This is a genomic window from Paenibacillus sp. F411, from assembly GCF_017582705.1.
In the GTDB taxonomy this organism is placed as follows: domain Bacteria; phylum Bacillota; class Bacilli; order Paenibacillales; family Paenibacillaceae; genus Paenibacillus_AQ; species Paenibacillus_AQ algicola.
In genome coordinates this window covers 137,838-154,891 of record NZ_JAGFIP010000007.1, presented here as the reverse complement: position 1 = coordinate 154,891, position 17,054 = coordinate 137,838, and the positions used below count along the sequence as shown (strand labels likewise).

The 17,054-nt window shown below is 48.9% G+C and carries 19 protein-coding genes; 3 read left to right on the top strand and 16 right to left on the bottom strand.

Annotated features, from left to right (window positions below; genetic code table 11):
- Positions 1–13 precede the first annotated feature (13 nt).
- The 8 genes from JJQ72_RS09830 to JJQ72_RS09795 all read right to left on the bottom strand — a co-directional run bounded on the left by JJQ72_RS09830 (position 14) and on the right by JJQ72_RS09795 (position 7,238).
- Positions 14–1,489 (bottom strand): rhamnulokinase, encoded by a 1,476-nt coding sequence (locus tag JJQ72_RS09830; protein WP_208203523.1) that lies wholly within the window; start codon positions 1,487–1,489, stop codon positions 14–16.
- 41 nt (positions 1,490–1,530) lie between these two features.
- Positions 1,531–2,793 (bottom strand): L-rhamnose isomerase, encoded by a 1,263-nt coding sequence (gene rhaA, locus JJQ72_RS09825; protein ID WP_208203522.1) that lies wholly within the window; start codon positions 2,791–2,793, stop codon positions 1,531–1,533.
- A gap of 25 nt (positions 2,794–2,818) precedes the next feature.
- On the bottom strand, positions 2,819–4,891 hold the full coding sequence (locus tag JJQ72_RS09820; RefSeq protein WP_208203521.1) for a bifunctional aldolase/short-chain dehydrogenase: 2,073 nt from the start codon (positions 4,889–4,891) through the stop codon (positions 2,819–2,821).
- A gap of 213 nt (positions 4,892–5,104) precedes the next feature.
- Complete coding sequence (locus tag JJQ72_RS09815; protein WP_208203520.1) at positions 5,105–5,404, bottom strand: DUF4176 domain-containing protein; 300 nt, start codon at positions 5,402–5,404, stop codon at positions 5,105–5,107.
- A 2-nt stretch (positions 5,405–5,406) separates the two neighbouring features.
- Positions 5,407–5,622 carry a hypothetical protein gene (locus tag JJQ72_RS09810; protein WP_138225963.1) on the bottom strand — a complete coding sequence of 72 codons (216 nt, stop codon included), beginning with the start codon at positions 5,620–5,622 and terminating at the stop codon, positions 5,407–5,409.
- 19 nt (positions 5,623–5,641) lie between these two features.
- The gene (locus tag JJQ72_RS09805; protein WP_208203519.1) at positions 5,642–6,478 is read right to left on the bottom strand and encodes a WXG100 family type VII secretion target; all 837 of its coding nucleotides are present in this window, start codon (positions 6,476–6,478) and stop codon (positions 5,642–5,644) included.
- A gap of 166 nt (positions 6,479–6,644) precedes the next feature.
- Positions 6,645–6,947: a hypothetical protein gene (locus JJQ72_RS09800; protein WP_138225965.1), complete on the bottom strand. Its 303-nt coding sequence runs from the start codon at positions 6,945–6,947 to the stop codon at positions 6,645–6,647.
- A gap of 105 nt (positions 6,948–7,052) precedes the next feature.
- The gene (locus JJQ72_RS09795; RefSeq protein WP_138225966.1) at positions 7,053–7,238 is read right to left on the bottom strand and encodes a hypothetical protein; all 186 of its coding nucleotides are present in this window, start codon (positions 7,236–7,238) and stop codon (positions 7,053–7,055) included.
- A 215-nt stretch (positions 7,239–7,453) separates the two neighbouring features.
- On the opposite strand from JJQ72_RS09795, the gene JJQ72_RS09790 reads away from it, so the two are divergent.
- On the top strand, positions 7,454–7,870 hold the full coding sequence (locus JJQ72_RS09790) for a hypothetical protein (RefSeq protein WP_208203518.1): 417 nt from the start codon (positions 7,454–7,456) through the stop codon (positions 7,868–7,870).
- Here the strand turns inward: JJQ72_RS09790 and JJQ72_RS09785 are convergent.
- The 8 genes from JJQ72_RS09785 to JJQ72_RS09750 form a co-directional block, all read right to left on the bottom strand.
- A complete protein-coding gene (locus JJQ72_RS09785; protein WP_208203517.1) occupies positions 7,867–8,385 on the bottom strand; it encodes a hypothetical protein in 519 nt (172 codons plus the stop codon). The two genes, JJQ72_RS09790 and JJQ72_RS09785, sit on opposite strands and share 4 nt — an antisense overlap.
- 189 nt (positions 8,386–8,574) lie before the next feature.
- Positions 8,575–9,498, bottom strand: coding sequence for a manganese-dependent inorganic pyrophosphatase (locus JJQ72_RS09780; protein ID WP_208203516.1), 924 nt, complete (start codon positions 9,496–9,498; stop codon positions 8,575–8,577).
- A 137-nt stretch (positions 9,499–9,635) separates the two neighbouring features.
- On the bottom strand, positions 9,636–10,658 hold the full coding sequence (locus JJQ72_RS09775; protein WP_208203515.1) for a UDP-N-acetylmuramate dehydrogenase: 1,023 nt from the start codon (positions 10,656–10,658) through the stop codon (positions 9,636–9,638).
- Positions 10,659–10,840: 182 nt separating this feature from the next.
- Entirely contained in the window at positions 10,841–11,791 is a 951-nt protein-coding gene (gene rpoD, locus JJQ72_RS09770; RefSeq protein ID WP_138225971.1) for an RNA polymerase sigma factor RpoD, read from the bottom strand.
- Positions 11,792–11,964: 173 nt separating this feature from the next.
- Positions 11,965–12,534: a response regulator gene (locus tag JJQ72_RS09765; protein WP_208203514.1), complete on the bottom strand. Its 570-nt coding sequence runs from the start codon at positions 12,532–12,534 to the stop codon at positions 11,965–11,967.
- A 40-nt stretch (positions 12,535–12,574) separates the two neighbouring features.
- The gene (gene nagZ / locus JJQ72_RS09760; RefSeq protein ID WP_208203513.1) at positions 12,575–13,936 is read right to left on the bottom strand and encodes a beta-N-acetylhexosaminidase; all 1,362 of its coding nucleotides are present in this window, start codon (positions 13,934–13,936) and stop codon (positions 12,575–12,577) included.
- 37 nt (positions 13,937–13,973) lie between these two features.
- On the bottom strand, positions 13,974–14,129 hold the full coding sequence (locus JJQ72_RS09755) for a hypothetical protein (RefSeq protein WP_175415279.1): 156 nt from the start codon (positions 14,127–14,129) through the stop codon (positions 13,974–13,976).
- Positions 14,130–14,347: 218 nt separating this feature from the next.
- Positions 14,348–15,190 (bottom strand): DegV family protein, encoded by an 843-nt coding sequence (locus JJQ72_RS09750; RefSeq protein ID WP_347880735.1) that lies wholly within the window; start codon positions 15,188–15,190, stop codon positions 14,348–14,350.
- Positions 15,191–15,383: 193 nt separating this feature from the next.
- Here JJQ72_RS09750 and JJQ72_RS09745 point away from each other — a divergent pair, with 193 nt between their 5' ends.
- Both JJQ72_RS09745 and JJQ72_RS09740 read left to right on the top strand, forming a co-directional pair.
- Positions 15,384–15,602 (top strand): hypothetical protein, encoded by a 219-nt coding sequence (locus JJQ72_RS09745; protein ID WP_138225974.1) that lies wholly within the window; start codon positions 15,384–15,386, stop codon positions 15,600–15,602.
- 179 nt (positions 15,603–15,781) lie between these two features.
- The gene (locus tag JJQ72_RS09740; RefSeq protein WP_407669118.1) at positions 15,782–17,044 is read left to right on the top strand and encodes an MFS transporter; all 1,263 of its coding nucleotides are present in this window, start codon (positions 15,782–15,784) and stop codon (positions 17,042–17,044) included.
- Positions 17,045–17,054 lie beyond the last annotated feature (10 nt).

Below are 17,054 nucleotides of genomic sequence, written 5' to 3'. Positions count from 1 at the left end.
TTTATCAATAAATTTATTTAGAAATTCCAGCGTTCTGTCGAAATGCTTGGTAAGCTTCCTCCCACCTCTGTATTTGCTGAGGCTCATATTCCTTGACTTCAACAGAATTACGGATCACTCTTCTCGCTTCCATCATACCGGAGAACTCGCCTCGTGCAATAAACTGGACCGCAAGATTCCCGATCGCGCTGCCTTCAGCGGGGCCTGCCCATACGGGTCGGCCGATGGCATTCGCTGTCCATTGACACAGCAGCTCATTGTAAATGCCTCCGCCTACCATATGGAGTCCATCAAACACACGTCCAGACACCCGCTCCGTTTCGTCCAGTGTCAAGCGGTATTTCAGGGCCAGGCTCTCTAAAATGCAGCGTGTGATTTCGCCCGGCGTTATTGGTACCGGCTGTGCCGTTCGCTTAGCTAATTCTTGAATGCGTGACGGCATATCTCCCGGGGTTAGAAAAAGATCATGATCGGGGTCGATAACGGTAACAAAAGGCTCCGCTTCTTCTGCCATCTTAACCAATTCCGGAAAGGAATACAAAGCCCCTTTGTTCGCCCAGACACGTCTGCTTTCTTGCAGGATCCACAAGCCCATAATATTTTTGAGGAGACGGTATGTTCCACAAGCCCCTCCTTCATTGGTGAAGTTTAGCTCCAGCGCCTCGGGAGTCATCATAGGATGGTCAATTTCTGTTCCGATTAGGGACCAGGTTCCGCAGCTTAGATAAGCGAATTGGTTCTGCAGAGCAGGTACAGATACTACAGCAGAGCCTGTATCATGCTCCGCTGCAGTATAAAGTGTCATGCCGTTGAGGCCAAGCTCCTGAATAACTGAAGCCCGAATATTCCCCGCGTTCTCTCCGGATTGAAGTACCGGAGGATAAATATTCAATGGAAGCTGAATCTTGCTGATCAGCTCCTGATCCCAGTTTCCCAGAAGCGGGTTATACATTTGTGTCGTCGAGGCGTTACTAAACTCACTGTACATTTCACCCGTCAAGAAATAACGTAACAAATCAGGAATCATAAGCAGCTTTTTTGCACCGGCAAGCAGCTCGGGCTGATGTTTTCTTATAGAGTACAGCTGATAGATCGTATTAAAGGGCAGAAACTGAATGCCGGTCTTGCTGTAAATCTCTGATTTGGAGACCATGCTTAGAACTTCTTCCATTATTTCTGGGCTATGAAAATTGCGGTAATGGTATGGATTGCGCAGTAGTTCTCCGTCTGTTCCGATGAATCCGAAATCGACAGCCCAAGAATCGATGGCAACCGAGCTCGGTACGCTTAGGTGCTCCTTAGCCGCCAGCAGGCCTTGCTTTATTTCATGGTACAGCCTGAGAATATCCCAGTGCAGCCTTCCGGAAACATGAACTGGATCGTTGGGAAAACGATGCAGCTCTTCAACGAACAATCTACCGTTGTCCAATCGACCCAGCAGTGCTCTGCCACTGCTCGCGCCCAGATCAAATGCCAATGCCGTACTCATGCTTGTCATCCCTCTCTAACGCTTCCATAGAATGAGCTACATCACGAATTCCGTGGCAGCAGAACATTTTTCTCATAAGTCTTTACTTCTGTCAGCCACTCTTCCCGGACAGGCACTCCATGCGATTCACAATAATAATCCCACACGGCACCAAAAGGGTAGGCCTTGAACTCTTCCAGAAGTGTCAAGCGTGTCGTATAATCTCCCTCATGCTCTGCAGCCTTCAGTAACTCGATAGGCTCCAGCATGGCTCTAAGTATGCCTTTCAATGTATTGCGTGTCCCGATCACCCAGGCTGCAATCCGGTTAATACTGGCATCGAAAAAATCCAGACCCACATGCGTCTTATCCAGAAGGTTCCCACGAACCAGCTCTCTTCCGATCTCCACAAGCTCGTCATCCATCATCACGACATGGTCGCTGTCCCAACGCATCGGACGGCTGACATGCAGCAGAATCCCCTCTGTAAACAATGAAAGCGAAGAAAGCTTACCGGCAATGCCTTCTGTAGGGTGAAAATGACCGGAATCCAGACAAATCAGCTTCTTGTTCAGTATTCCATAGCCCATATAAAATTCATGGGACCCGACAACATAGGCCTCTGAGCCAATTCCAAACAGCTTACTCTCTACCGCGTCAAGATTGTATTGCGGGTCAAGCTCCTCCTTGAATATTTCATCCAACGATGCTTTCAGCCGCTGGCGAGGAGCCAGACGATCTGCGGGAACATCCTTATAGCCGTCTGGAATCCATATATTTGTCACACAGGTCTGCCCCAGCTGCTCTCCAAAATGGGCACCAATTCTACGCGCAGCCTGACAATGCTCAATCCAGAATCTGCGAATCCTCGGATCGCTGTGGCTAAGGGTAAATCCATCACTGGAATTTTTGTGGGAGAAGCAGGTTGGATTGAAATCCAGGCCCAGCCCCTGTTCTTTTGCCCAGTTCACCCAATTTTGAAAATGCTTAGGCTTCAAGGAATCCAGATCAACCTCTTCCTCTGTGTCGGCATAAATCGCATGAAGATTGATTTTATGCTTTCCGGGAATTAAAGATAACGCTTTCTCCAAATCCTGACGAAGCTGCACTGCCGTCTGGGCTGCTCCAGGATATTGTCCAGTAACGGATATGCCTCCGGTGAGTTCTTTATCTCGGAATAAAAATCCACGCACATCATCGCCCTGCCAGCAATGGATCGAGATTTTGACCTTTTCAAGCTCCTGGAGCACCTTCTCCGTATCAATTCCATGGGCTGCATACAATTGCTTGGCATAATCATAGCTTTGAGCAGTTTCTTTCCTCAACTTTAGTCCCTCCCAATAACGGTATTTACCGAGTGAACGCAGCGGGTACACCGCCGTCGATGGTCAGCATGCAGCCCGTCGTCTTCTCGGCTTTGGAGGAGGCGAAAAATGCAATGCCCTCTGCAATGTCCCGGGGGTAAATATTGACCAATAACGTGGTGCGCTTCCGGTAATATTCTTCGAGCTCATGCGGTTCAATACCATACGCCGCTGCACGTTCATTTCGCCAGCTGGAATTCCAGATGGCAGAACCTTGCAGGATCGCATCCGGGAGAACGGTGTTCACTCGTATACCGTAGGGTCCCCCTTCGGCAGCAATGCAGCGAGCCAGATGCGCTTCAAGCGCTTTCGCAGAGCTGTATGCACTGGCATTCTTGCCGGCATATATAGAGTTTTTAGAGCCGACAAATACCATGCTGCCCCCAGTATTTTGAGCCTTCATCATTTTGAAACCTTCCCGTGCGACCAGGAAATAACCGGTTCCGAGTACGTTCATATTCAGGTTCCATTCCTTGAGCGAGGTTTCCTCAAATGCATTGGATGTCGCCAAGCCCGCATTGTTGACAAGGATATCCACGCCGCCGTATTGTATCGCAGCCTCCGTGTAAGCCTGGCGAACCGCTTCTTCATCCGTCACATCCATCTTCACAGCATAAGCCATGTTCTCTCCATACACTGCATTAATTTCTTCAGCAACCTGCTTGGCACCTTCTGCATTCAGATCCGCCAGCACCACATGTGCCCCTTCTTGTACCAGACGTCTAGCTGTCTCACTGCCGATCCCGCCAGCTCCCCCCGTTATAAAAGCAACCTTTCGAGAAAATTCCGCTTCCGCAGGAGCTAAAGAAAGCTTGTAAAGCTCGAGTGGCCAATATTCCACGTTATAGGACTCATTCTCAGTCAAGGATACAAAATTCCCAAGCGTGGTAGCACCGCGCATAACTGCAATTGCACGATGATATAATGCACCACTTACCCGTGAATTTGCCCAGCTTTTTCCTGTGTTAATCATGCCGACGCCTGGGATTAGAATTACGCGCGGTGCGGCCTCGAACATGACATCCCCATCGTTATGATTACGCTCAAAATAGTCAGCATAGTTCTGCTTGTAGGCTTCTATTTCTTCAATTAGCCTGGACTTCAGTCCTTCTACATCTTCAGTGTCAGGTGTCCAGTCCACAAACAGAGGAACGACCTTGGTATGAACGAGATGATCTGGACAGGCTGCGCCGACCTGAGACAGCTCTGCAGAATTTTTCCCACTGACGAATGTCAGCACATCCTCTGCATCGTCAAATGTAAGAATCATTTTTTTGCTATCGCATACTGCACCGCGAATTACAGGCATAATAGCTGCAGCAACTCGCTTCCGCTCTTCGGCAGGCAGTGCCTTATATTTCTCGCCTCCAAACAACTGCTCCTGCTCCACATGAGCTTCAATAAAAGCCTCTGCCTCTTTAATCACCTTGATCGTCTGGGCATAGCATTCTTCCGAGGTATCTCCCCAAGTGACCAGTCCATGCTTTTCCATAAGTACAAGCTCAGCGTTCGGGTTTCCAGCTACACCCTCTGCAATCATTTTGGAGAGAGTAAAGCCCGGTCTAATATAGGGAACCCAAACAAATCGATCTCCGAAAATTTCTTTGGCGAGCTCCTTGCCTCGATCTGCACAGCATAAGCTGATAATGGAATCGGGATGGGTATGATCAATATGCTGAAAGGGAAGGAATGCATGCAGCAGCGTTTCAATGGACGCTCTTGGAGCTTTGGCATCTACCATACATTGCGCGAGATAAGACACCATTTCTTCATCTGTCATGCTGTCCCGCTCCATGAGCGGTTTAATATCCTCCATACGAAGACCTGTAAAGTTGGAAGCCTTCATACTAGCTAGATCCGACCCGCTTCCCTTGACGTACATGACCTCTACGTCCCGCCCCCGGAAATCTTGAATAACCATTTTGCTGGAGGTATTTCCTCCTCCCCAGTTGCAAACCGTACGGTCTGAGCCAATTTGGTTAGAGCGCCTTACCAGCTTTTCAAGCTGGCTGTTATTTTGAATATCTTTGAAAACATTTGAATTATCAGTATTACCCATTGACACGATCTCCTCTCCACCTCAATATTCGAATTTATCTCATCATAACACGCCCGTATAATTTTGAATATACTTGTTTGTGTTTGTTTTAAAGTTTTTACGGAATGAGTTAAAAATAAATAAAAAGCTCATATTGGTGCTGTGCTTGGTTCACACAGATAACACCAATATAAGCTTTTTTCATGAAACCATAATCTAAGTGATGTTCAATAGTTATTGCGCCGAGCTGGATTGATCCGCCTTCGCAATGCCCTCCAGCAGAGCCTCCCGGAACTGCTGCTCCTCTTCATTGACATAGCCTTGAAAGACGATCTCAGATATATCCTTATGATTAAAAAATACATTGGAATCCGCCGTTAAATTTCCATGCGGATAAAAGCAGGCGACATAATCCCAACGTTTTCCGCTCTTGGAGTCGTTCTGCATTCGCCCGTAGATCATGAGATTCTGATCCCAGTCCTTAAATTTGACCACCGACCCGATCGGCAGCAGCTTCTCTTGTACAGCTTCCATGTTCATTTCTCCTTCATGAGCATTGTTCCTACTTTGTATACCGCGGCAGCCACAAGGGGAATGAAGACCCCCAAGGAAATGCAAATTACGGCCTTTTCTCTAACCTGCAGCGCTGGATCAGCCAAATTGGGAATGATGGTGCCCAGTACGCCGACGACAGCGATGCTGATCATAATTACTTTAAACCGGCTATGCACGGCCTGGCCTCTCCCTTCCATCCCTTGCTGTGGATCTTCCTTATTCGACGGTCACGTTGCCACCTACGCCGACAAGGCTGACTCCAGGGCCAAGAGGGATATGAAATTTCAAGCCGCTTTTTCCGACCTCGGCAGAGCCGCCAACGACTCCCAGCGATGCCGAGCCGCCGATATTGAGCTCCTTATCTGTAAACGGCAGCGGAATATTAAATCCGCCTTCATACTTGTTCAGAGTCGCCTCGGCACCAATCTCCAGATTTCCGTTCTTCACCTGGGCCTCGACCTCCGCTTTGGCAAGACTGACGGAGCCCTGAACATAGTCATTCTCATATCCTGCCTCAACCATGGCGCCTTCTGCACTCACCCCGGTCGTTAACCCGGCCGATGCCGAGCCCGTAATTCCTTTGCCATACCAGCCGCCTTCCCGTCGCTCCACCACACTGCCCTCAGCCTCAGCGCCATCCAGAAGCAGCTTGCTTAGCTTTTCGCTGCTCATAGCTGGGGACGCAGCAGAAGGGCCCGCGGATCCCGCCAAAGAAGCCGCTCCCAGCGTTCCTGCAGCAGCACTGACTCCAACGGCTCCTATTCCTGCAGCGGTACTCGTACTCGATAGATCTGTGGATCGAAAACGATGAGAGATCTGTTTCAGCTCGGTTGAAACATTATGTAAGCATGCTACAAACTGATTCATCGTGCTCCTGGCCTGCTGATAATCTCCGAAGAATCGTTCCCTCGTCATGCCTTCCCATTGACTCTCCATCTGATGGATACTGGACTCCAGACGCCGCACGAGCTCTCCGCCCTGCTGGCTTGCCAGTGAGAACCGGGAAGAGATGTCATCCAGCTGCTCCGGAGTGACCAAAATACGATTGGACATTATTAACGCTCCTTTCATGTCATTCCTGAAAAACAATCTGTTTATGTCTGGGCATTACAGTGGATTCCTTGTCTATTACCCTTTTTCATAAACCATTAAATCACAAGTCCTCTACAGCGAAAAGCCCGGAGCTAAGAATAGCCCCAGGCATTCGCAGTACTCTGAATTAGATGAAAAAGAGAGGAACGAGGAAGAGAAAGGCCAAGCTAGCCCATGCTAAACCCGCATAAGGATTATAATATGGATAATATCCGTATGCGGAGGCTTTTACCGGCTTGTTGGATTTTCCGGATTTACCGGGCTTATGAGATAGAATATGCGCCTGTCCCGGCGGCTCTAATACAATTCCGTTGTGATCAACGCTCTTCAGCGTTCCCATCCATTCTGTTCCATCATGAAGCACGGCACAGACCTGCTGGCCAATATATGGACGACAGCCGTCCGGTGACAATGGATTAATACATTGCATGCTTGTTGCACCTCCCCCTGCTGGATTGATTCCAGTGTATTCGCAAGGGGCTGTCCTCGTTATCCGCTGCTGTCCTCTAGGATCTCAAAGAATACTCACTCCGGATTAGAAATCATGTTGAACTTCACAATCTTCATCATCTGAGAATTCGCTCCTGCAAGGAACCCGGGTGATACACTTGGACTGCTTTACCCAGTGTCCGATATTTTGATACAGGGCTTCGTACGATTGCTCCAGCTGTTCTTCCGATAGATCAGCAGGGTCCTGCGCTCCAAAATACTCTAATTCCATGACGATGCTCCTTTCTTCCTTCTTCCTATTTCAAACCTTGCCTTCCTCCAGTCTGCGCTGGAAGGAGCATAATTTTATGGATCTCAATCCATAATAAATAGCATGATTTCCACTTATAAAGGCGGTGCTTTGCTTCCATGTCCATCCCGTTACTCCTCTGCATCCAGCTCGGTGTGCTTGCTGGTACTCTTAGCTTAGCTGCTGAGGAGCATATCATGCATACATCCACTATGGTAAATGCTACTGCGCCTTTTACTGTTATAGAGCTCTTCGATTCGGCATCAGCCCCTCAAGCTGCCTCTCCTGCCCAGCCATCTCAGAAGGAAGGGCTGTTCAAACAGCTTGCCACCTACCTGAACATGAAGCCGTATGAGCTTCGCGAGGCGTTACAGACCTCCACCCTTGCTGAAATTGCACAGTCTAAGGGCATTCCGCGAGAAGCCTTAAAGCTGAAATTGATTGCCCTTATGGAAGAACGGTCACTACACGTCCCTGTTCCTTTAGGCGGGGGAGCAGATTTTGAGCAGGCAGCCGAGCTGTTTATGGATCGCCAAGGCGGCTGGCCTTCTCCGCGCTCTAAGCAGCATAAAAAAGCACCGGGCTATTCCAGCCGCCCGGCACTTCAAATTTAAGGTATATATTGCTGAATGATTTGAGTCACCTCACCGTTCTCAACAGTGAGATGGTATGGAAACCAACTCATATCAATCAGCTTGTCGTTTTGGAAAATGGAATGGAATTTGGTAACACTCACTTCCTGATTCCAGATAATCTGGGCATCCTCCCAAGACCCGGTATGATCATACAGCTGCAAGAATACTTGTGCAGAGTCGCTGACAGGAAGAGTAATCTGTTCCTCTTGATCATTCACAATGTAATACCCGTCTGGCGCTTCAGTCAGATCTGCATCACCTTCCCGTTGACGGAAGATCTCGTTTGCTTCTTCTCCCTCATACCATTCAATTCGATCTACCACGGCGTATAGCTGTCCGTTCATCATGGTGAATGACTGCATAAATACAGCACGTTGATGCTCTGAATGCTCTACCGGTGTATATTGCGAGCTGCCAGACGCAGCTCCGACTGTCGTTGTCATCATCAGAATTAACCCGCACAGCAGGAACCATTTTACCGCTCTTGATTTCATTCAAGCCCTCTCCCTACCTTTAGAATTGGAGGCAAGTGACATATACGCTTCATTACCCGAAGGCCATCGGCCTCAAACAGAATAATCAACAACACTAAGTATATGTCGATTGGAGGTGAAATGAATTTCAAAAGCTTCTGAATTTAATGACAATAATGCCACACCTTTAGCTCCAGCTTGAGATTAAGACTAGAAGGCTTCGGTCAGCACAGGAACGATCTGCGACTTCCGGGAAACGACCCCTTTGAGGAGAGCGGTATTGTTCTCCAGCTGTACTTGATACGCTCTTTCTACAGCTGCAGCTTCCTTGCCTAGTGCCAGTGCAACGGAATCATTGTTCAAAATATCTGTCACTACAAATACGAACAAATCCAGTCCCTTATACGCAATAATGGCAGAAATGGCTTCTTCCAGCTCCGCTTGACGGGAGAGCACATCATTCGTGTCCACGGCATTTACCTGGGCGATTTCCACCTTGGCGTTACCCATACTGAATTCCTTCGCATCCAGAGAGATCAGCTGAGGAATTGTCTTGTCGCTCAGATCCGCACCTGCCTTAAGCATTTCGAGACCATAGCTCTGTGCATCAACGCCTGCAATCTCCGCCAGTTCCTTGGCTGCAGCAATATCTTCTTCGGTGCAGGTTGGAGATTTAAATAGCAATGAATCGGAAATAATCGCCGACAGCATCAGTCCGGCAATTTCCTTGCGAATCGCCACACCGTTCTCCTTGTACAGCTTGTTCAGGATCGTTGCAGTGCAGCCGACCGGCTCAGCACGGTAGTACAGCGGGTGACTTGTCTCAAAGTTCGCAATACGGTGATGGTCAATAACCTCAAGTACGCGAACCTGATCGATGTCAGCCGCGCTTTGCTGGCGTTCATTGTGATCGACCAGAATGACGTCCTTCGCTTCACCGGCAACCGTCTCAATCAGACGCGGTGCATCGACATGGAACGTGTTCAGTGCATAGCTGGTTTCTCCGTTAACCTCACCTAGACGTACAGCCTCAGCCCCAATACCCAGCTCCTTCTTCAGCTCTGCATAGGCGATCGCGGAGCAAATGGTATCCGTGTCCGGGTTCTTGTGACCAAATACGAGAATATTACTCATGTTCTAAGCCCTCCAATTAAAGTTCATATAGTGTTGTGTATGTGCCACCGAAATGGCGAAGCTTGTTCATTCTCTAACGATTATAACTGTAAATTCACCTTATTCCAATGACTTTACCATGATTTTCATTTGAAACTTTAAACGATAACGATTTCTGGCTCGGGCAAAAAGCCGAATTTCCGCTCTATACCTTCTGAAATAACATCCATCAAGTATAAAATATCGGCGGCACTGGCGTGATTCTGATTCAAAATCATATTGCCATGATACGGTGATATTACAGCCCCTCCGCGGCTCAAGCCTTTCAGCTGCAACTGTTCTACGAGAGAGCCGACAGCAACGCCATAATCATAATTATTCTTAAACACCGATCCGCAGGAAGGAGCATCGAAATGATGCCGGCTGGTGCGGTATTTAATGATGTCCAGCATCGCTGGCGGCGTTGGAATTCCGATCCCGGCCAGGGCATGAACTTCCCCCAATATGTAAGAGAACCATTGAGGCAATGAGGAGGAATGGCAGCCTCTTGTCTTCCACGAATGTACCAATTGCGAGGCATAAAGCAGCTGCTCCTCTGCTGCAATATCTACATTGAGCTTGGCACCGACAATGATCCACGGCTTCTGCTGAAAAATAGACTGCTTATAGCCAAACCCGCACGCCGACGCATGAATAGACTGAACCGATAATCCTTCAGTGCTGGTATCCACGTAATAAACCGTGTCCAGCAGTTCACTTATTTGAAGCTGATTGTACTTCGCATTCATATAGATTCCTGCTCCCAGACAGCCCGGAAGAAGAAAGCTGAGCTCCATACGGGAATCCCCACCCCGCAGCCCGATCAGAGAGAGCAGAGACATCGGAGTGCCGGCTGATACATACCATTTACCGTCCTGCTCCCGGATTTCGCAATGGCGCTTCAGAGAAATAAATAACAGGTCCGGATCAGGAGCATCCGGAAATAATAGATTGGATCCCATGCCAAAGGAGTACCAGGGCAGTCCACTGGCAAAAGCGGCCTTGTACAGGGTAATGAGCTCTTCTGTCGTTTCCGGCTCTGCCAGAAAACCGGCCTCCCCTCCGATGGCATAGGTAGAATAGGGTGCAAGAGGAGTTTGCCGTCTGCACAGCTGCTCAATAACGGATGATTGCAGGTTCATAGGTGAGAGTCACATCCTTTGGTAGGCTTTCCTTCAATATTATGATAGAACGCAGACGCGGGTGTCAATTTGAAGACATCCATGACTATCCATGACCATTTATGACCAAAATGAAAAAGCCCCCGCCATGCTGCACCGAGCAAGGCAGGGAACCTTTAAATTACTAAGCAAAGCCATACTCTTTATTCCAGAAAATCCTTCAATCGCTTGCTTCGGCTAGGATGACGAAGCTTGCGGAGCGCTTTAGCTTCAATCTGGCGAATACGCTCCCGGGTCACACCGAACACCTGGCCAACCTCCTCCAGGGTTCGAGTTCTGCCGTCCTCCAGTCCAAAGCGCAGACGGAGCACGTTCTCCTCCCGCTCTGTCAACGTATCCAGCACTTCCTCCAGCTGCTCCTTGAGCAGCTCGAAAGCTGCAGCATCCGACGGAGCAAGAGCATCCTGATCCTCAATAAAATCCCCCAGATTCGAATCGCTCTCTTCTCCGACCGGCGTTTCCAGAGAAACGGGCTCCTGCGCCACCTTCAGAATTTCACGCACCTTCTCCGGACTGATGTCCATTTCCTTGCCAATCTCCTCCGGTGTCGGCTCGCGGCCTAAATCCTGCAGCAGCTGTCTCGAGATCCGAACCAGCTTATTAATGGTTTCCACCATATGAACCGGAATCCTTATTGTGCGGGCTTGATCCGCAATGGAACGCGTAATGGCCTGGCGGATCCACCAGGTGGCATACGTACTAAACTTGAAGCCTTTAGAGTAATCAAATTTCTCAACAGCCTTGATTAGCCCCATATTCCCCTCCTGAATCAGATCCAGGAATTGCATACCTCTGCCTGCATAACGGCGTGCGATACTGACTACGAGACGGAGGTTCGCTTCGGCCAAACGACGCTTGGCTTCCTCGTCCCCCTCGTTAATTCTCTTAGCCAGCTCGACTTCCTCTTCTGCAGACAGAAGAGGAACCCTGCCAATTTCCTTAAGATACATACGAACCGGATCGCTAATCTTGATGCCAGGCGGAAGCGAAAGATCATCGTGCACCGAAAAATCCTCACTTGGAGAACTGGCCGCCTTGTCCGGCTCCACGGTCTCACGATCCAGTGCAAAATCCGCACTGCTACGGTTTTCCATTCTATGCCCCCCTGTTGACATTTCTGATAGAATATGCTAATCTAGATATGTGTGACTACATAACTTTACTAATTAGTTATCCTTCATTCTATCATATTTTGAGTGAGTTATCAACTTTTGATCTGATTGAAACCGGCCTATGCATAGGCCGGTTTTTTTACGTTCTTATTGCTTTATTCATCTTCACCGAAATAACGCTTGATGACTTCTGATAGCATGGAGGTTTTTAAAGGCTTTGTAAGATAGTCATCCATACCTGCTGTCAGGCAATGCTCTCGGTCACCCATCAGCGCGTTAGCTGTTACAGCCACAATGATAGGTATTCGATCGGCGGGCAGCTGCAGCCGCATTTGCCGGACCGCCTCCACGCCGTCCATTTCGGGCATTTGGATATCCATGAATATGAGATCATAATGGCTACTCTGTGCCTTGCTTAATGCTTCTTTTCCGTTTTCTGCGATCGTTACCATATGCCCGAGTCTTTCCAGCATCTTGGTAATGACCAGCTGATTGGTCACATTATCCTCAGCTACCAAAATGTTCAGCATACGCGGCCCGCTCTCTGTCACTTGCTCCCTTTCTCTGCCTAAGCTCGATGCATCTCGTGGAAATAGAGAAGCCGGATTAACCGGATTTGGGTGCTCCGACTGCTGAAAATGAAACAGATCTGAAGAACTATTAAAGGACTCACCATGACGGGAGTGCTCCACATAAGAGAGTGGTTCAATATATAGGTTTGACATGGCCAACACCTCCGTTCGGTCCGATCTGGAAAGATTAGTATTATGGCTTCACTGCATTCCAGATCCGCTTGGTTTCTTGATTTAATGTAGATAGATCTTGTAATTCCTCATCCATGGCTCCAAGATTTGCGGCATGCTTCAGCTGAAGCACGGCTTTGACGCGCTCATCCAGAACTTCCTCTGAAATCTCGCCTTGCTGCACAGCTTCCAGCAGGGATTTCAGAACAGCCTCCTCCAGCTTATAATCATGACCCACAAGCACGATATTACAACCAGCGAGGATTGATTGAACAGCGGCATCACCAATATCATAGCCAGCTTCAGATATAGCCCCCATGGTCAAGTCGTCCGTGATAATCACGCCGTCATACTTCATGTCCTCTCGAAGCAGATTCTGAATGACACGTTTGGAAAGAGAAGCAGGAGTATCCGGATCAATACTTGTCATTAATAAATGGGCTACCATGACGACCTCAGAACCCTGCTCAATCGCTTCTTGAAACGGGACCAGCTCTTTAGATTTCAAGCGTTCCCAAGGATGAGAGATCACCGGAAGTCCGGAATGAGAATCGACACCCGTGTCTCCATGTCCAGGAAAATGCTTGACGACAGGAACGACGCCCTCTTCCCGAATCGCTTTCATTTGTGCCAGCCCAAGCTGCGACACCCGCTCGCTTTCACTGCCGAAAGAGCGGTCTCCAATGACCGGATTATCGGGATTACTGTTTATATCCAGCACGGGAGTATAGACCAGATTCATCCCCAGCGCCTTCATCAGCCTCGCAATATGAGTACCGGCATCCGCAGCCAGCTTTGGATCCTCCGTTTGTCCCAGCTTTCCGCTGGAAGGCAGCCTGTCCAGCTCTGGAGGCAGCCGGGACACTCTTCCGCCTTCTTCATCCAGGCTGAGCCATAAAGGAACAGGATGATCACCGTTTAGCTGCTTTAGCCTGCCGGTCAGCTCCAGCGTCTGGTCAACGGATTCAATATTATCCCCGAAAAAAATAAATCCACCCACATGATACTGCTCCATCAGCCTTTGCGCCGTTGCATCAGGAACTGTACCCTCCAGCCCGATTACAACGAGCTGGCCTACCTTTTCTTCCAGGGTGAGCTCTTGCATCCACTGCTCTACATGGCTTAGACCCTGCTTCACCGCTGGAGGAGCGTTCGCAGTGTCTGATCCCGGCTCATCGGTGAGACCGCTCTTCGGAGGAGAAACTGGCGGGGCTCCACCGGACGTTCCGGCTTCATCGCCTGCAGCGTTATGATCAGGTGGCGAGACGTCCCCGGCTTGCTTCGAGGGCGAAGAAGCCGGCTGTACCTCGGTGGAGGAATCGCAGCCAGCGACCCCCAGCAGCAACACCAACATAAACAAACAGATATGTAAGGTACGCTTCATGACTTCTTACCTTTCAAATATAATTAGAGGATCAGGACTAGATCAGACCAAGCTCTCTCGCCTGCTCTTCCGTGAGAATAAATTGCTCGTTCTCCCACACGTCATCCTCTTTGTCCTGCAGACCAAACATGAGGATCAGCTTGTCCCAAATATGTCGATCCAGCGCTTCTTTTTGCGTGATGATGATCTTCATAATATCGACCTCCTGTTCAGCTTGATCCGGCAGCTTCTTTACATAAGATACGTCTCTCATGGAAGCTTGATGTAAACCTTAAGGCTCTACACGTTAATATTATTACAACCAAAGCGGAGACTTAGAAACTTATGTTACAAAATTGAGTTATTTCAAATGATCGCGCTGTATAGGGAAACCGCCCGAGCAATAGCCCCAGGCGGTTAGGATGTGTGTGATTAAGATTTCAAAATCCAGGACAGCGCAATGGTCCCTTCTCCTGCATAAATTCCCGCTACAGGAATAAAGGTCATAATCTCGCTGGGGACCTCGGGGTAGAGCTCACTCAGCTCCCGCTGTACGGACAGCGCCTCCTCCAGATTACCGGCATGCATAATACATATCTTGCTTGTTGAAGCAATATCATTGGATAGGTAATCCAGCATACGCTGCCGTGCTTTTTTGTACGTACGGATCTTCTCGTCAACAATGACTTTTCCGTCATCAAACCGCAAGAGCAGATGAATCTTTAGCAGCTGGCTGAATACGAGCTTTGTGCCTGACATTCTCCCGCCCGCATGCAGTCGCTGGAGGCTAAACGGGATGAGATAAAATTTCGTCATCTCTCTCATTTTGCGGATGCGCTCTGCGATCTCCTCAGCCGAGCATCCGTCCTGATGCCACTGGACCCCGGATTGGATCATTTCCCGGACTGGAAACGCGCCGAATTTGGAATCAATGGCAATCACGTCTGCCTCAGCAATTTCTGCCGCTTGGATCGAGGTATTCAAGGTTCCGCTCAGACCGGCGGAGCAATGCACAGCTATAATATCATCGTAGCGCTCCTTCAGGGATTCATACAGCTCAATAAATTCGCCGATTGGCGGCTGCGAGCTGCCTACCTTTGGCTCGTTCAGCATTTTCTCATAAAATTGCTCTGCTGAAATATCGACCTGCTCCCGAAATTCCTGATTGCCCAAAATCAGGCGGAGAGGCACCATATAAATATGGTTTTGTTCCATAAAGCTGGGATCTAAGGTACTGGTGCTGTCGGTTACCCAGGCTAATGATCTCATAGGCATGATACAACTCGCTTTCATCTGTTAGATACTGTCTTCTATTAGAATAAATAATATATGATGCTAAGCCAGCGCGCAAATGGGAACGATTTCATAAATATGGTTGTTTAATCATGTGAAGAGCGGGTAATTTCTTGTACAGCAGTTGAATCACAGCATATACAAAATTGAAATGAAATGAAGGAGGAATTACGATATGAGAAAAACAGCATTGTGGACCGCCGTTGGTGCAGGAGCAGCATACTTGCTGCGTAACAAGGACAGCCGTCAGAAGCTCATGAACCAGTTTCAGGATCTGAAGGGTAAGTATTTCTCTAATGCCGAATCAAGCCAATCATCCGTGAGCCAAGGCAGCTCCGTGATGAACACATCGAGCGCATCCGGAAATTCTCTCCAGCGTTCAACAACTTCTTAAATCAGATTGCCGCAATTGCATAGATTTACGCAAGGCTTCACCGATGACTCTCCTCGGTGAAGCCTTTTTATATGAACTGGCCTGCGTGCGGAAAAGATATAATTTTTAGTTCATACTTTCTTGAACTCCAAGAACCTGATAGAATAATAAAGCTGTCGAATCAGGTAGGAGGTTGCATCTTGCGCATTTTTCAGAGGCCGGCATCACGTTTTATGAATCTTCCCATTAATATTCGCTTGTTCTTTCTCGCCAATGTTCTTTATCAGATTGGAACCGGAATGTTTGGAGTGTTGTATAATCTGTACATCCGGGATATTGGATATTCCGATGCGATGAACGGCACGGTTGTCAGTGTCCAATCCTTGGCGACTGCACTTATGTTTATTCCGATTGGTTTTCTGGGTGACCGCGGCAGCCGGAAACAGCTGCTTGTGATTGGAGCTATGCTCAGCGGAATCAGCCTGATCGTCCGCGCCTGGACAGAGCAATCTACCGGGCTGCTTGGATTAGCGGTAGTAACCGGCATCTTTTCCTCTGTGTTTCAGGTGCTCGCCATTCCGTTTCTGGCTGAGAACACAAAGAAGTCCGAACGAATGAGAATTTTCAGCTACCATGCTTCTCTCATGCTGGGAGCTCAAGTGCTCGGGGGAATGGGCGGCGGGTTTCTGGCTGATTTGCTTCAATTCACCGGCATTAGCCGCGTGACGAGCCTCAGCATCGTGCTTATGATCGGCGGCGTCAGCGCCCTGGCCGCGTTCCTTCCATTGCTGTTTACGCAGGAAGTCTCGGCTGTGGCTGAGAAAGAACCGCAGGAAGCTCCTGCGCCCGTACAAACTGAAGCACAAAGGCGTCAAAGCGATCGTCAGGATCTCAAGGTTATTGGCCAATTTACGATTGCCCAGCTCCTCATTGGCCTCGGCTCTGGGCTGGTGGTTCCTTATCTCAATCTGTATTTTACCAACCGTTTCGAGGTTTCGTTGTCCGCCGTTGGCATCCTGATCTCACTGGGACAGATCATGACCATTTTCTCGATGCTCATTGGACCGTGGCTCGTCCGAAGACTAGGAGCTGTGACTTCCGTACTGTGCTTTCAGCTGCTGTCGCTTCCATTTTTGCTGATCACAGGCTTCACCAATATATTCGCCGTAGCCGCCATCGGGTTTCTATTCCGTCAGGCTCTTATGAACGCAGCCAATCCGATTCAGGCATCTATTCTCGTGGAACGTGTACCGGATCACCGGCGGGGCATTGCAAATTCCTTCACCCAAACCGCCTTCATGATGGGCTGGGCAACGATGGGACCCGTACAGGCGGCGCTCGTGACCCACTACGGAAGCTATTGGGGATATGCTATTACATTCTGCATCACCGGCGTATTATATATTGCTGCATCGTTCATGTACTATTTCATGTTCAGAGAGAAGAAAGCTCAAGCACTTTAGCATAACGCCA